This is a genomic window from Haloarcula terrestris (genome assembly GCF_031624315.1).
Lineage (GTDB): Archaea > Halobacteriota > Halobacteria > Halobacteriales > Haloarculaceae > Haloarcula > Haloarcula terrestris.
In genome coordinates this window covers 98,873-111,914 of the sequence record NZ_JAMQOM010000001.1, presented here as the reverse complement: position 1 = coordinate 111,914, position 13,042 = coordinate 98,873, and the positions used below count along the sequence as shown (strand labels likewise).

The window sequence follows — 13,042 nt, the reverse complement described above, 5'->3', positions numbered from 1 at the left end:
GGGGGCAGGTGACGCTACTGTAGTTCGACCGTGTTGAGGTAGGGACCGCCAACGGAGCTCACGGTGTAGGAATCCGCGACGACGGCCTCGTTGACTGCCCGGAGCGTCTCGGCGTAGTCGATGAACACCCACGGGGACTCGTCGTGAGCGATCTGGGCGGCCTCCTGATACATCGTCTCGCGGTCGCTTTCGGTGTACGTCCGCTGGGCTTCCCGGACGAGTTCCATGTACTCGCTGTTGGCCCACCCGGAGACGTTGAGCGTCGAGTACCCCTCCGTGTCGAAGCTGACCCAGTCTTGCCCGTCGGGGACGGCGTCCATCGACACTTTCGGGTCCAGCAGGACGTACATGAAGTTGTCCGGGTCGGCGTTGTCGGTGTACCAGCCGAGGAAGCAGGCGTCGTGTCGCCCGGCGGACGTGTAGTCCAGGTACGGCCCGAAGTTGGAGAACTGGTTGATGTTGACCGTCAGGCCGATGTCCTCCAGGTCGGATTTGACCTGGTTCGCCGTCTGAACCGGGCTGGGGTTGTACCCACGGGGGTTCGAGAACATCGCGAGTTCGAACTCGAAGCCGTCGCCGTAGCCGGCCTCTTCGAGCATCGACCGGGCCTGGTCCTTGTCCGTCGGATACGGGTCGAGGTCGTCGTTGTGGCCGAGCACGTCCGGCGGGAGCGGCTGGGAGGCCTGCGTGGCAAAGCCCTGGTAAATCTGGTTGACGATGGCTTCGGTGTTGACGGCGTGGGCGATGGCTCGCCGGACCGTCCGGTTCCGGAACGGCTCGAACCGGGCCATGTTCATCGCCATGTAGCCGTGGTTGATGCCGTTCTTCCGCAACAGCGTCGCCGTCCCGCTCTCCTCGGCGCGCTGGAAGCCCGACGAGTCGAGGTTGTCCGTGATGTGTGAGGCCCCGTTGATAACGTCCTGTACTCGGGTGCTGTTCTCGGTGATGGTCTTGAAGATGACCGTCCCGACGTTCGGCCCGTCGCCCCAGAAGTCGCCGTTGGCCGTCAGCCGGATGCGTTCGTTCGGGTTGTCCAGCGTGTCGAACTGGAAGGGACCGGTCCCGACGGGCTCGGTTCCGAGGTCCGCCTGATTGTCGCCCATTGCCTCGATCTGGGCCTCCGAGAGGACGGCCGCGGCGAACATCGCGAGGTTCCGCAGGAACGGCGCGTACCGCTGTGTGAGTTCGATTGACAGTTCGTAGTCCTGGCTCGCGTCGACGCTCTCGATCCAGTCGCCCAGCGTGAACGGGCCGTACCCCGACCGCGTCTCGTCGCCGAGATAGTACTGGTAGCCGCTCTGGGTGAACCGCTGCCAGGTCGCCTTGAAGTCCGACGCCGTGAACTCCTCCCCGTTGTGGAAGGTTACGCCTTCCCGGAGCGTCAGCGTCGCCGTGGTGCCGTCGAGGGAGTAGTCGGTCGCCAGCGCGTCCTCCAGTTGGCCGCCGCTTCCCGGAGCGAACTGGATGAGCGTGTCGAATATCTGGTTCGTGACCTTCGCGACTTCACCGCTGGTCGTCTGCTGTGGGTCGTAGTTCTCGGGGTGGTCGCCGCGGGCGTACACGAGCGTTTGATCGCTCGCTCCGTCACCGCCGCTTTCGCCTGTATCAGTGCCGTTGCCGCCGCTCTCGCCATTACCGTCGCCGTCGGTCCCGTCGCCACCGTCACCGGAACAGCCCGCAAGCGTTGCGGCCGCCGCGGCACCGCCCGCCGCCGTGAGGAAACTCCGCCTGTCTATCTGCCTGTCGGATGACATACGGTACCATTCAACCAGACTGAATATAACAGTACTGGACAGGTAGATAAATATACATTATACTGAATACGGAGGGTGTGCAGCTGAGTAATACTCCCTACTCGCGGTCACTGTTCGGCTGCCCGTAGAGGTGACACGCCGCCGGATGCGGACTCGACTGCAGTTCGGGATGGCGTCGCTCGCAGACACTTTCGAACCGCTCCCGGAGGAGTTCGGCCGCGCCCTCCCAGTCGGACGCTGCCAGGCGTTCGAACGAGTCCTCGATGACGCGTCGGTTCGTACCGGTCGGGTTCGTCTCGAAGAACCGGTCGAACATCGCGTCGACGAAGACCGACACCGCCACCGCGTCATCGGTCGGCTCGGTGAGGTCCGCCCCGCCGTCGGTCGCTGCTGCGGCGTCGCCGTCCGACTGGAGTTGTGCCTGTACCGCGTCGAGGGAAATCGCTTCGTCTTCCACCCGCTGTCGGTAGTCCATCACCTCCCGGTAGGTCTCCTGCTCGATGTCGATGTCCGGCGGGATGATCTCGGGACAGCGGGTCCGGAACCGACAGCCGGAGGGCGGGTCGATGGGCGAGGGCACATCGCCTTTCAGCAGGATCCGGTCGGCTTCGACAGTTGGGTCCGGCTCGGGAATCGCCGACAGCAGCGCCCGCGTGTAGGGGTGTTTCGGGTCGGCGAACAGGTCCGGTGTGTCGGCGACTTCGACCACCTCGCCGAGATACATCACCGCGACGCGATCACAGATGTGCCGCACCACGGAGAGGTCGTGGGCGATGAACAGATACGTGAGGCCAAACTCCTGCTGGAGGTCCTCGAGGAGATTGATTATCTGGGCCTGCACGCTCACGTCCAGCGCCGAAACGGGTTCGTCACAGACGATGAAATCAGGGTCGACGGCGAGCGCACGAGCGATGCCGACCCGTTGGCGCTGGCCGCCCGACAGTTCGTGTGGATACCGGTCGTACTGGTCTGGGTCCAGCCCCACCGCCTCCATCAACTCCGCGACCCGGTCGACTCGCTGCTCGCGGCGGGAGCCGTCGCCGGTGTCTTCCGGCAGGTCGTGGATTTTCAGCGGCTCCATGATGGTCTGACCGACGGTCATCCGCGGGTCGAGGCTGGACATCGGGTCCTGGAATATCATCTGCAGGTCCCGGCGGACCTCCCGGAGGTCGTCCTTGTCGAGGTCCGCGAGGTCCTGGCCGGCGAAGACCACGGTCCCGTCGGTCGGCTCCAGCAGGCGGAGGATGGTCCGGCCGGTCGTCGACTTCCCGCATCCCGACTCCCCGACGAGGCCCAGCGTCTCGCCCTCGTAGATGTCCATCGAGACGCCGTCGACGGCTTTGACCGACTCCGGCTCGCGGCCGATGTACTTGTCCAGTAGGTCGTCGGCTCGCGAGAAGTGCTTTTTCAGCCCGTCGACTTCCATGAGCCGTCTGTCCGTCCGCGTCGTCTCGTGGGCGGCCACGCCCGCGCCGCCGGTGCCGTACTCGCTCGTGTCGAAGGAGTCGAGGATGCACTTCGAGCGGTGGGACACCTCTTCAGGGCCGTGCTGGAGGAACGGTATCTCCCCCTCGCGGCACTCGGGCTGAGCCCACGGACAGCGGTCGGCGAAGTGACACCCATCGGGCATGTCGATGAGGCTGGGGACGTTCCCCTCGATTGGAGTCAGCCGCTCGGTCTCCTCGCTGGGTATCGATTCCAGCAGCGTGTACGTGTACGGGTGCGAGGGGTTCCCGAAGATTTCCTCTACCGGTCCCTCCTCGACGATTTCGCCGGCGTACATCACGGCCACGCGGTCGCAGGTCTCGGCGACGACGCCGAGGTCGTGTGTGATGAACAGGACCGCCATCCCGAGGTCGGCCTGCAGGCCGTCGATGAGGTCCAGAATCTGCGCCTGGATGGTCACGTCGAGCGCCGTCGTCGGCTCGTCGGCGACCAGCAGCTTTGGCCGGCAAGCCAGCGCGATAGCGATGAGCACGCGCTGGCGCATGCCGCCGGAGAACTCGTGGGGGTACTCACCGACGCGGTCGGCCGGTTCCGGGATACCGACCTCTTCCAGCAGCGAGATAACGTCCGACCGGACCGCCTCGCTCATGCCGCCACCCCGACCGAGCGAAGGAGTTATCTCCCGGAGAGCGTTGAACCACGAATCGTTTCGCTTGCGGCCGTACCGATGGAGGCGCAGGCTCTCCGCGACCTGCTCGCCGACCGTTATTGCGGGGTTCAGCGAGGTCATCGGGTCCTGGAATATCATCCCCATGTCGCCGCCGCGGATGTCCCGCATCGCTCGCTCCGGGGCGGCCGTCAGGTCGACGTAGCCGTCTTCGACGGTCACGGGGCCGCCCCCCTCTTTTGGTAGTGCCTTGTCCGGGGCCGCTCGAATGAACTGCCGGGCCAAGGCGGTGTCGTCGGCCGTCGCGTCCAGCGATTCGGGGAGCTCGTGCCGGTCGACCGTCGCCGCGTCCACGTGGATGAACCCCGAGCCGTCGGCGTCGGTCGTGACTGCGTTCGGATACTGCCGCGCCAGTCGCGTGACCGTCTCCAGCGCGCCGAAGCGGACCTGTCCGCCGGCGATGTGGCCGGGGTCGTCGACGATCCCCATGGCAGACAGCGCGGTCACCGACTTCCCAGATCCCGACTCGCCGACCAAGCCGACGGTTTCTCCCTCGCGGACCGTGAGATCGATGCCGTCGACGGCCTTGACCGTTCCCCGGTCCGTCTCGAACTGGGTCCGGAGTCTGGACAGTGTCAACAAGTCACGCATCTATCTGTTGTTCTCGAAATACTTTCAAAAGTGTTGTGCTGAAACCTCGCCGACAGTTTATGGGTGCGGCCGTCCCACACGACGTATGGACGACCCCGCCGACCCGGAATCGAACCCCTTCGACCGCGTCGTCGGTCACTGGGAACAGGTCATCGACGACATGGCGGCGACGGCAGCGCAGTACCGCGACGCCGGCCGCGAGACTCTCGAACTCCACCCCGGCGACGTGACGGTGCTAACAGGCGAGCCGCGGACGATGGCCGAACGGGCTGGCGAGTACGAGCCCGACAGCCGACAACTCGGGTTCGATGTCGTGGTCCCCGGCGACGAGTTCCGGCGAGTCGCCGACGCGCTCGGGAACCGTACCGTCGACCGCTACGAGGTGTTTCGGGCGACCGGCGACGGGATGGTGTTCCTGCTCGTGGCGCTGGAATGTGGCGACGACCTCGCCGTGCTCGTGCCGCTGTACTACGACCGCAGCGACCGCGAGGCCCTGGAACGGGTCGCTGCGGAGCACGGCCTGTACTCCCATATTCGACCCCTTTCCGACGACGAGGTGGTCACCGTCGCCCACGACGATGCCGAGCCGTTCTTCCCCGATTTCAGCTGACTCCTCGACCGCCAGACTACGACTGTTCGCGGACTCGGGTCAGCCGGTACGGCGGCACTTCGAAGACGACTCCGTAGAGGAGCCGATTGCCGAGCACACCGACCCCGAACCCCGAGAGTGCGCCGGCGAGATCGACCGTCATCGGGGCCGTCGAAAGCGTCACGAGGCCGGCGACAGCTCCTGCAAGCACGAGAAACGCCGCTACCGCCACGACCTCCGGGTACACGCCCGGTACCGCGTCGTGTTCGACGACGGCCACCGCGACAGCGGTCAACAGCCCGACCCCTGCGACCACCGCCAGTACGTCGACCAGGGCGCTACCGGCCTCCGCGTAGCCCAGCACCGCCCCGCCGATGCCGACGGCGAGGTCCGTCCGCAGCACCTTCTGTGTCGCTTCGCGGTCCGATATCGGGGGCTGTGCGTCGGGGTCGATGTCGCTCATCGCATCCGTCTACTCGTCGACCTGGAACTCGTTGCCACACTCCGGACAACACACCTCGTCGTGTCGCAGCGCCGCCGACTGCTCGCGGACCTCTCGCATCACCGAGGAGATCCGGTCTTCGGCCTCCATCTCGTCCTCGACGGCGAGGTCGACGCCCTCGACTTCGAGCAGGAACTTCGCCACTTCCGTGGCCTCGTACATCACGTCGTCGAGGTCCTCGGCGGTGAAGAAGTCACACATCGCACCATAGAGGAACGTCGCGCCGGCCTTCCGGACCTTGTCCTCGAAGGCCGAACGGGCCTGGTTGACGGCCTGTGGCGTGTACGTGTCCGTCATGAACGGGACGAGCTCGGGGAGGTTCTCCCCGATCTTCGTCATCTCGACGCCTGTTTCGGTCCGGAAGTCCGCACAGAGGCGGGCGATAGCCCACTCGCGGGCGGTGATGTACGTCCGGTCCCGCAGGAAGTCGTTCGCGCGGTCGTAGGTCCCGCCCTCGATTTTCTTAAAGCGGTCGTACTTCTGTACGTCGGCCGGCACGTCGCTATCTGGACTGGCTGCCTCGCCGCCGCTGGCCGCCCCGTCGCTATCTGACTCGACCGGTTCCGCTCCTTCGGTGGCCGAGTCGGCGGGGCCGTCCCCCGCAGCGTCGGTCCCGTTCTCCGCGGCCGCCGGTTCGTCCGACTGCTGTCCGGTCGACCCGTCGTCTGCCGTCTCGTCCGGCGGTGCACCCTCAGTCATAGCCGAGCATGCGTGCCCGCGGTGAAAAAGGGTATCGCCGCCGTCCCGCGCTCATTGGCTATTGGTGACACGTCCGCCAGGTGGCTTTTTCACCGCTGCCATACATGGCCCGAGTATGAAACTACTGCTCGGTGTCGGGGGCAGCGAACTGTCCTATCTGGCACTGACTGAAACACTCGAACGCGTCTCGGAAACGGGGGATGAGCTGACTATCGTTATCTTCGACAACGAAGACATCGACGCCGACCTCGACACGGTCCAACAGCGGGTGCAAGAGCAGATCGACGAAAGCGGGCTTGCACCGCCGATCAGGCACATCGAGGGCGCGTCGCCGGGGAGCGAACTGGTGAACATCGCCGAGAGCGAGGCGTTCGATAGGATCGTCCTCGGCGGCGGTGGCCGCTCCCCGCTCGGGAAGATACAGCTCGGCCCCATTGTCGAGTTCGTCCTGCTGAACGCACAGACTCCGGTGACTCTCATCCGATGACCCGCACGTATCCAGACGAACCGGCAGGGGAGTTCCCGCGGCCGCCACGGACGATCACCGACCGTGAAGATCGTCCTATCGACGTGGTATCCGCCGACGACGCCGACACGGAGAGCCTCGTCGAGATGTACCTCGACTTTGATCCCGCGGACCGAGCGCAGGGGATCCCGCCGGTCAAAGAGGAGGCCATCCGCGAGTGGCTCGACACGATACTCGACGACGACTGTGTCAACGTCGTTGCCAAGCACGACGACACCGTCGCCGGCCACGCGACGCTAGTTCCGGACAACGACGGCGAGCGCGAACTGGCTATCTTCGTGTTACAGGCCTACCAGGGCGCTGGCATCGGGACGGCGCTGGTCGAGACGCTGCTGGGCCAGGGCCAGGCCGAGGGCATCGATCACGTCTGGCTCACGGTCGAGCGCTGGAACGAGCCGGCGATAGCGCTGTACGAGAAAGTCGGGTTCGAGACGAGCAGCGCCGAGAGCTTCGAGGTCGAGATGGCGATTCTATTTTAAACGGTGAGTACCGGCTGGCTGGCGTATTCGATGACGTAGATCGCCGCCCGACCGACGGCCTCCTCGCCTTCCTCGCGCGGGACGACGATGAAATCCGTATCGATATCTTCCGCCACGTCCAGAACCACGCTGCCCGGCGTCTGCATCAACCGCGTCTCGGAGAACGCGGTCGCGGACGACGTTTCGAACGTCCCGTCGTGGACGGCCATGAACTGCTCTCGAATACTCTCGGTGAAGGCCTGGTGTTCGTTAGCGATAGCGTCTGCGCTCACCTCGCCGCTGTCGATATCACGGTGGAGCCGCTCGTCGATAACGAACAGCAGGTGGAGATCGGCGTCGTACCGCTCTGCAACGGCGATTGCGTACTCGGCCGCTCGTTCCGACTGGTCGCTACCGTCGACCGGCGCGAGTACGAGGTCGATATCCATCACTCGCATCTGTGACCCCGGCCGGCAAAAATCCACCGAGGTCCGAGTCGGCGGTGCCATGCACCGAGCCCTCGCCTATGACCAACAGTGTATTTAGTCGCGGCTTCGATGCGTGGTGTATGTTCGATACGGTGGTCATCGCCACGGACGGCTCCGGGAGCGCGGAGCGGGCCGTCGAAGCAGCGCTGGACCTGGCCGCGCGCTTCGACGCCACTGTCCACGGGCTGTACGTCGTCGACACCGGTGAGGTCGAGGCAACCCCCGAAGAAGTCCGCGAAGCGCTGGAGCGCGCGCTGGCAACCACTGGCGGCCGCGCCCTCTCGTTCATCCGGGAGGCCGCCAACGCCGAGGCCGACGAGGAACTCGTTACCGCCGTCCGGGAGGGTGACCCGGCCGACGAAATCTGCAAATACGCCGAGGAACACGACGCCGATGTCATCGCCAGCGGGACCCGCGGCCGCCACGGCGAACACGGCTTCCTGCTGGGCAGCGTCGCCGAGGAACTCATCCGGCAGGCCTCGATGCCGGTGTTGACGGTCCGCCAACTCGAAGGCGACGCGAACCCAGAGCGAGAGGACGTGTAACGGAACCCGACGGCTTCTTGACGCCCCGCCCGCTTGCTGGGGCATGGACGATTGGCTCATCGACGACGACCGTCTCTCTATCGGCCGCAAATCCGTACTCCCCGGTGAGGGGTTCTTTATCCCGGATTCCTACGAGGAAGAGCAAGCCGAAGCCGAAGCCGCCGAGACGCTTGACGACGCCGGCGTCATCGTTATCGCCGACCCGGACGCCGACGGCCTGGCCTGTACCGCGCTGATCCGGGAGGCTCACGGCGAGGGCGCGCTGCTGCCCGCCGGCCCGCACGAACTCACGGAGGCGCTCGAATGGACCGCCGAGTACGCCGATCCCGACGCGACCGTCTTCATCTGTGACCTCTGTCCCGACCGCGAGTCCGACATCGCCCCCCTTGATGCGCTGATCGAGCGCGTCGAACGGGTCGTCTGGTTCGACCACCACCAGTGGCCCGACGACCTCGCCGCCGACGTGGACGCGGCCGGCGTCGAGCGCACCGTCGGCGACTCAGAAGAGGTGTGTACCGCCGACGTGGCGCTGTCGGAACTCGACTACGACTTCGACGAGCAGTGGGCCGACCTCGCCGCCGTCACCCGCGACCACGACCTCTGGATCCGTGACGACCCCCGCAGCGACGACCTCGCGGACCTGTCGTACTGGAGCGAACCCGAGGAGTACATCGAGGCAGTCCGCGATCACGGCCCCGACCTCTCCCCGGAGTTCCACGACTTTCTCGACGAGAAACGCGTCGAGAAGGAGGCGCTCATCGAGAAGGCCGTCGACCGCGCCGAACTCCGCGACGTGGGTGAGTGGACGGTCGGCGTCACCTACGGCCGCTGCTCACAGAACGAAGTCGCCGAGGCGCTCCGCGAGCAGGGCGCGGACGCCGCTGTCATCGTCAAACCCGCCGGTTCCGCCTCGATTCGCGGGACGGATAGCTTCGAGCGCGCTCACGAGGTCGCCCAGCAGGTCAACGGCGGCGGCCACCCGAAAGCTGCGGGCTGTAAGCCCGCTATCTACGACGACATGATGGACTACGCCCATCACTGGACGACGCAGGGGGCCGTTGCGAAACAGGCGATTGTCGATGCGTTCCGGCGACTGCCCGAAGAAGAAGAGGAAGGCGTCGATACGGAGCGGTAACGCGGGCGATAGACGCCGGCAGCACTCGCGTTCGAACATCGAGAGAGCGCGGCCTTTTTCGCCCACGTTTTTGCGGGCCGCGATGGCGAGCGTAGCGAGCCACCCGGTCCGGAAAAAGGTGGACTCGGACGACGCAGGGAGCGGTGGCGAAACAGGCTATCGTGGACGCGTTCCGGCGGCTGCCCGAAGAAGAAGACGAGGGCGTAGACACTGATCGGTAAGCGGCGTCAGCCGCGAACATAGGATCGTCCCGGTGTGGCGCAATCTTGATTGGCTTCTCCGGCATCACCTTCGAGTGATGCCCGAGTCCCTCCATACTCGAATAGCGCGCGGAACGGCCGTGCGACAGCGTTTCGGGAGCGCTGTCGCCGTTGCCGTGACGCTGTACGTTCTCGATGGCTCGATACGGTACGCCGCGGCCTCGGCGGTTATCGCCTTCTGCGTCTGGCTGGTCGTCGACGCCGCCCAAGCCGCTGTCGGCGACTACGCCGACCACGTCGTGTTCGGACTGCTTATCTTCGGCTTCGTGGGATACTGGTCGGCGACCGGTGGTCCGGCGTGGGTCCTCGTCCCGGTGGCGCTCCTCGGCTGCTGGTTCCTTCTCGACGGCGTCCAGCACCTCCGCCATGGCGTCACCCGCGACGAGGTCGGGGTGCCGTACACGCACGACGGCAGTCCCATCACGGGCCTCCCGAAGGCACTGCTCGTCCGGCTGGCCGAACCGTTCCTGCTGTAAGCTACTCCCCGACGACCCACTTGTCGCTGTACCGTTCCCCGCAGGCACACACCGCGTAGGCGTGGATCACGTCGCCCTCGGCGTAGAGGCCGCCTACCTCTTCGTTCTGTTCCTCGGCGAAGGCAAAGACGAACCGTGTCGTGTGGTCGCTTTCCGGCTCTTCTTCGGCGACCGGACAGAGCGCGTCGGTCAGGTCGTCGTCGATGTCACCGTCGGTGCCCATCGCCTGCTGGGCCAGCCCCATCGGGTCGATGCCCGTCGCCGACTGGAACGCACTGCGGCCGTCATCGCCCGGCAGGACGAGGACGTGGCCGTCCTCGACTTCGTCGGCGTACTGGGCAAGTGCGCCAGGGTTCGAGACGGCATCCTCATGCAGGAAAAACAGCACGTCCTCGGGTCGCTCGCCGGCCAGGAACTCCGCGTGTTTGGTCATGCAGAGAGGGAGTCACTCGCCGGGCAAAAGTGCCGCGCTCCGACCGGGACCGAGGTGCGGTGTGGTCGCCCCTGTCAGCCACATCTTTAGGCCCTCTCGTCCGGTATGGTCGTCCATGACCGACTACGGCGAGTACGTCACGGATGTCGTCCACGAACCGACTCAGACTGACAGTCCTGGGTTTGACCTGACCGTCGCCGAGGTGTACGAGGTCGTCGAACCGGGGCGAATCGACTTCGGCGGCGGCGAACTGGCGGCCGCCAGAGTTACGCCCCACACAAGCGAGAAGCGGAATCCGGACGATGACTACGAGTGGTGGACGCTGCGGGGCGGCCAGTACCTCATCGAGTACAACGAGTCGCTCACCGGCGAGGCGACGGTGACGCTCCAGCCCCGGACGGAACTGCTCGAACGCGGGGCGACCCATCCGACGCTGCACGTCGCAGCACTTCCGCGCGTGCCACTGTCGGTCGGCGGCGCAGGGCTGAAGCTCAAAGCCAACGCTCGGATCAGTACGATTGTCGAGGCCACGTAGTAAACAGCTACACCAAGCGGTCTCAGGCGTTCACGTCTTCGAGGTGGCGGCTGGCGACGACCTTCCCCGTCGGCGTGAGCGTCGGCCCGTCCGAGGCGTCCTGCACGAGGCCGTCCTCGGCGAGGTCCTGGAGGATCATCGACACCTGCGAGGAGTCCTTGCCGAGAATGCTCGCCAGCGGCATCCCGTCCATATCGCCGGTCGAGTACATGGCGACCAGCACCTCCTTCTTGTCTTTCGTGAGCTCGACATCCTTGAGTTCCTCCATGAGTTCGGCGTACTCACGGCGGAGATAGCGCCCGAGGATGGACATCTTGCGGTTCGAGGCCATCGCGGCTAGCGTCGTCATGGCCGTCCCGTCTTTCATGTGTCGGACCGTCAGCACCGGCCGGCCCTTGCCGTTGATCTCCCGCGTGTTCCGGTCGAAGTCAGAGACCGTCTTCAGGTCGATCGTGAACGACCCGTCGCTGCGCCGGAACTCGACGCTGCCGGGCCCCAGGAACAACTTCGCGGTCTTGAACGACTCGTCGGTGACGCGGCCACCGACGCGGGCGCGCTCCTTGACTGTCGTTTCGGTACCGTTGATGACGGCCTTGAACAGCACCGTCCCGAACTTCTCGATCTTTTCATCGCCGGCCTCGATGGCTGCGACGAGGCGCTTCCCGTTGTGCTCGAACGCAATCGTTACCGTCGAGTCGAAGAAATCACCCAGATCGGGCGGGACCTGCCCGATAGCGATGTCGAAAATGGAATCCAGCGGGATCGTCAGCTTATCGTCCTCGCTTGCGGCTAGGACCAGCCGCTTTTGCGAGAGGACGACCCGACCCTTGATTGGGTCGCCCCGACCGGCCACCTCGGAGTTGAATTTGCCGACGAAGTCCGCGATCACTGATTCCGACATTCGTCCGTTACCCGGTGTACACAAGCACTGATATTGAGCGTTTCGCGCGAGTATCAACAGCAAAAATCGGCTTCGCTCGTGAGAACAGGGGCCGACGGTGTCAGTTATCGAGATTTCGGGCGATATCTGACAGCGACGAGTCCGGGCCGTCGGTCGCGGTGTAGACGACACGTTTGCCCGGCGTTCGGAGGCCGTACTCGGTTCCATCGGTGACCACGTCGAGGTGTGCCGAGCCACCGAGGGAGACATCGCTGTCGGTAACCCACGCCGCGAGGCGGTTCGTTCCGTCGCGTTCGCGGGCCAGTCGGCGGTTGTCGGCGACGTGGGAAATCACCGGCTCGCTGTCGAGGTTCGTCTCCACGACGGCGTGGTACTGGTCGCCGTCCAGTGCGAGACGGACGGTATCGCCGTCTTCGAGGTCCAGACCAGTCGGCAGGACGACCCGCGGTCGGTCGGTCCGGCCGACCGACTCGACGGGAACGCGATGCGTCTCGACGGTTTCGTGATCACTGGGAACGCGGTCCGGCACGTGATTTACTCGTCGTCGTCGCCGAGGAGGTCGGCCACGTCGTCGCTGCCGCGGGCGGTGATCTTCGCGTTGATCTGGCGCGTGTCGTCGCTGACCTCGCGGCCGCGGACGGTGATGCGCTTTCGCTCGCCGTCGGTGGTCGGCTTGAAGCCGACGCCGCCGTCGGACATGATCTCCTTCGTCGCGACGCCGCGAACGTCGGGTCGCATCGGTCGGCCGGAGGTGTCCGAGCCGCCGGTCAGTTCCAGCGTGCAGCCGTCGAGGCCGACAGCGCCGCCGTCGACCTCGTCGCCGAGCTCGCGGCCGATGAAGCGGTTTGCGTCCTGTCCGTCAACGTCGATCTGGTAGGTGTGGCCGTCCTCCGGATCGGAGACGGCGACCGTGAATTCTGCCATACCTGTTCTCAATCAACCGCGCTTCAAAAACGCGTCGAACCGTCTTTCGCTCG

Annotated in this window: 16 protein-coding genes; 7 read left to right on the top strand and 9 right to left on the bottom strand. The window is 65.5% G+C overall.

The genetic code is table 11. The annotated features are described in order from the left end of the window. Positions 1 to 14: 14 nt before the first annotated feature. Both NDI54_RS00605 and NDI54_RS00600 read right to left on the bottom strand, forming a co-directional pair. Positions 15 to 1,754, bottom strand: coding sequence for an ABC transporter substrate-binding protein (locus NDI54_RS00605; RefSeq protein WP_310894560.1), 1,740 nt, complete (start codon positions 1,752 to 1,754; stop codon positions 15 to 17). A 97-nt stretch (positions 1,755 to 1,851) separates the two neighbouring features. Then, positions 1,852 to 4,518 (bottom strand): ABC transporter ATP-binding protein, encoded by a 2,667-nt coding sequence (locus NDI54_RS00600; RefSeq protein ID WP_310894559.1) that lies wholly within the window; start codon positions 4,516 to 4,518, stop codon positions 1,852 to 1,854. 85 nt (positions 4,519 to 4,603) lie between these two features. Between NDI54_RS00600 and NDI54_RS00595 the strand changes: the two genes are divergently transcribed. Beyond that, positions 4,604 to 5,128 (top strand): DUF7529 family protein, encoded by a 525-nt coding sequence (locus tag NDI54_RS00595; RefSeq protein ID WP_310894558.1) that lies wholly within the window; start codon positions 4,604 to 4,606, stop codon positions 5,126 to 5,128. Positions 5,129 to 5,144: 16 nt separating this feature from the next. Here the strand turns inward: NDI54_RS00595 and NDI54_RS00590 are convergent, their stop codons facing one another. Together NDI54_RS00590 and NDI54_RS00585 are read right to left on the bottom strand one after the other, a co-directional pair. Continuing rightward, entirely contained in the window at positions 5,145 to 5,570 is a 426-nt protein-coding gene (locus NDI54_RS00590; protein ID WP_310894557.1) for a hypothetical protein, read from the bottom strand. 9 nt (positions 5,571 to 5,579) lie between these two features. Next, positions 5,580 to 6,308: a DUF5806 family protein gene (locus NDI54_RS00585; RefSeq protein WP_310894556.1), complete on the bottom strand. Its 729-nt coding sequence runs from the start codon at positions 6,306 to 6,308 to the stop codon at positions 5,580 to 5,582. A gap of 115 nt (positions 6,309 to 6,423) precedes the next feature. Here NDI54_RS00585 and NDI54_RS00580 point away from each other — a divergent pair, with 115 nt between their 5' ends. After that, a complete protein-coding gene (locus NDI54_RS00580) occupies positions 6,424 to 6,795 on the top strand; it encodes a universal stress protein (RefSeq protein ID WP_310894555.1) in 372 nt (123 codons plus the stop codon). Then, entirely contained in the window at positions 6,792 to 7,313 is a 522-nt protein-coding gene (locus tag NDI54_RS00575; protein ID WP_310894554.1) for a GNAT family N-acetyltransferase, read from the top strand. The genes NDI54_RS00580 and NDI54_RS00575 overlap by 4 nt, the downstream gene beginning before the upstream one ends. Here the strand turns inward: NDI54_RS00575 and NDI54_RS00570 are convergent. Then, positions 7,310 to 7,741 (bottom strand): universal stress protein, encoded by a 432-nt coding sequence (locus NDI54_RS00570; RefSeq protein WP_310894553.1) that lies wholly within the window; start codon positions 7,739 to 7,741, stop codon positions 7,310 to 7,312. The two genes, NDI54_RS00575 and NDI54_RS00570, sit on opposite strands and share 4 nt — an antisense overlap. Before the next feature lie 119 nt (positions 7,742 to 7,860). On the opposite strand from NDI54_RS00570, the gene NDI54_RS00565 reads away from it, so the two are divergent. The 3 genes from NDI54_RS00565 (at position 7,861) to NDI54_RS00555 (ending at position 10,196) form a co-directional block, all read left to right on the top strand. Beyond that, positions 7,861 to 8,325 (top strand): universal stress protein, encoded by a 465-nt coding sequence (locus tag NDI54_RS00565; RefSeq protein ID WP_310894552.1) that lies wholly within the window; start codon positions 7,861 to 7,863, stop codon positions 8,323 to 8,325. A gap of 43 nt (positions 8,326 to 8,368) precedes the next feature. After that, on the top strand, positions 8,369 to 9,460 hold the full coding sequence (locus NDI54_RS00560) for a DHH family phosphoesterase (protein ID WP_310894551.1): 1,092 nt from the start codon (positions 8,369 to 8,371) through the stop codon (positions 9,458 to 9,460). 340 nt (positions 9,461 to 9,800) lie between these two features. Continuing rightward, a complete protein-coding gene (locus NDI54_RS00555) occupies positions 9,801 to 10,196 on the top strand; it encodes a hypothetical protein (RefSeq protein ID WP_310894550.1) in 396 nt (131 codons plus the stop codon). A gap of 1 nt (position 10,197) precedes the next feature. Here the strand turns inward: NDI54_RS00555 and NDI54_RS00550 are convergent, their stop codons facing one another. Then, on the bottom strand, positions 10,198 to 10,629 hold the full coding sequence (locus tag NDI54_RS00550; protein ID WP_310894549.1) for a DUF5807 family protein: 432 nt from the start codon (positions 10,627 to 10,629) through the stop codon (positions 10,198 to 10,200). A 115-nt stretch (positions 10,630 to 10,744) separates the two neighbouring features. Here NDI54_RS00550 and NDI54_RS00545 point away from each other — a divergent pair, with 115 nt between their 5' ends. Then, positions 10,745 to 11,164 (top strand): dCTP deaminase/dUTPase family protein, encoded by a 420-nt coding sequence (locus NDI54_RS00545; protein WP_310894548.1) that lies wholly within the window; start codon positions 10,745 to 10,747, stop codon positions 11,162 to 11,164. Between the two features lie 22 nt (positions 11,165 to 11,186). Here NDI54_RS00545 and NDI54_RS00540 read toward each other — a convergent pair whose 3' ends face one another. The 3 genes from NDI54_RS00540 to NDI54_RS00530 form a co-directional block, all read right to left on the bottom strand. Further along, positions 11,187 to 12,065 carry a CheF family chemotaxis protein gene (locus tag NDI54_RS00540; protein WP_310894547.1) on the bottom strand — a complete coding sequence of 293 codons (879 nt, stop codon included), beginning with the start codon at positions 12,063 to 12,065 and terminating at the stop codon, positions 11,187 to 11,189. Positions 12,066 to 12,165: 100 nt separating this feature from the next. Next, entirely contained in the window at positions 12,166 to 12,594 is a 429-nt protein-coding gene (locus NDI54_RS00535) for a DUF7112 family protein (RefSeq protein WP_310894546.1), read from the bottom strand. Between the two features lie 5 nt (positions 12,595 to 12,599). Next, positions 12,600 to 12,989 carry a 30S ribosomal protein S6e gene (locus NDI54_RS00530; RefSeq protein WP_310894545.1) on the bottom strand — a complete coding sequence of 130 codons (390 nt, stop codon included), beginning with the start codon at positions 12,987 to 12,989 and terminating at the stop codon, positions 12,600 to 12,602. Between the last annotated feature and the right edge of the window lie 53 nt (positions 12,990 to 13,042).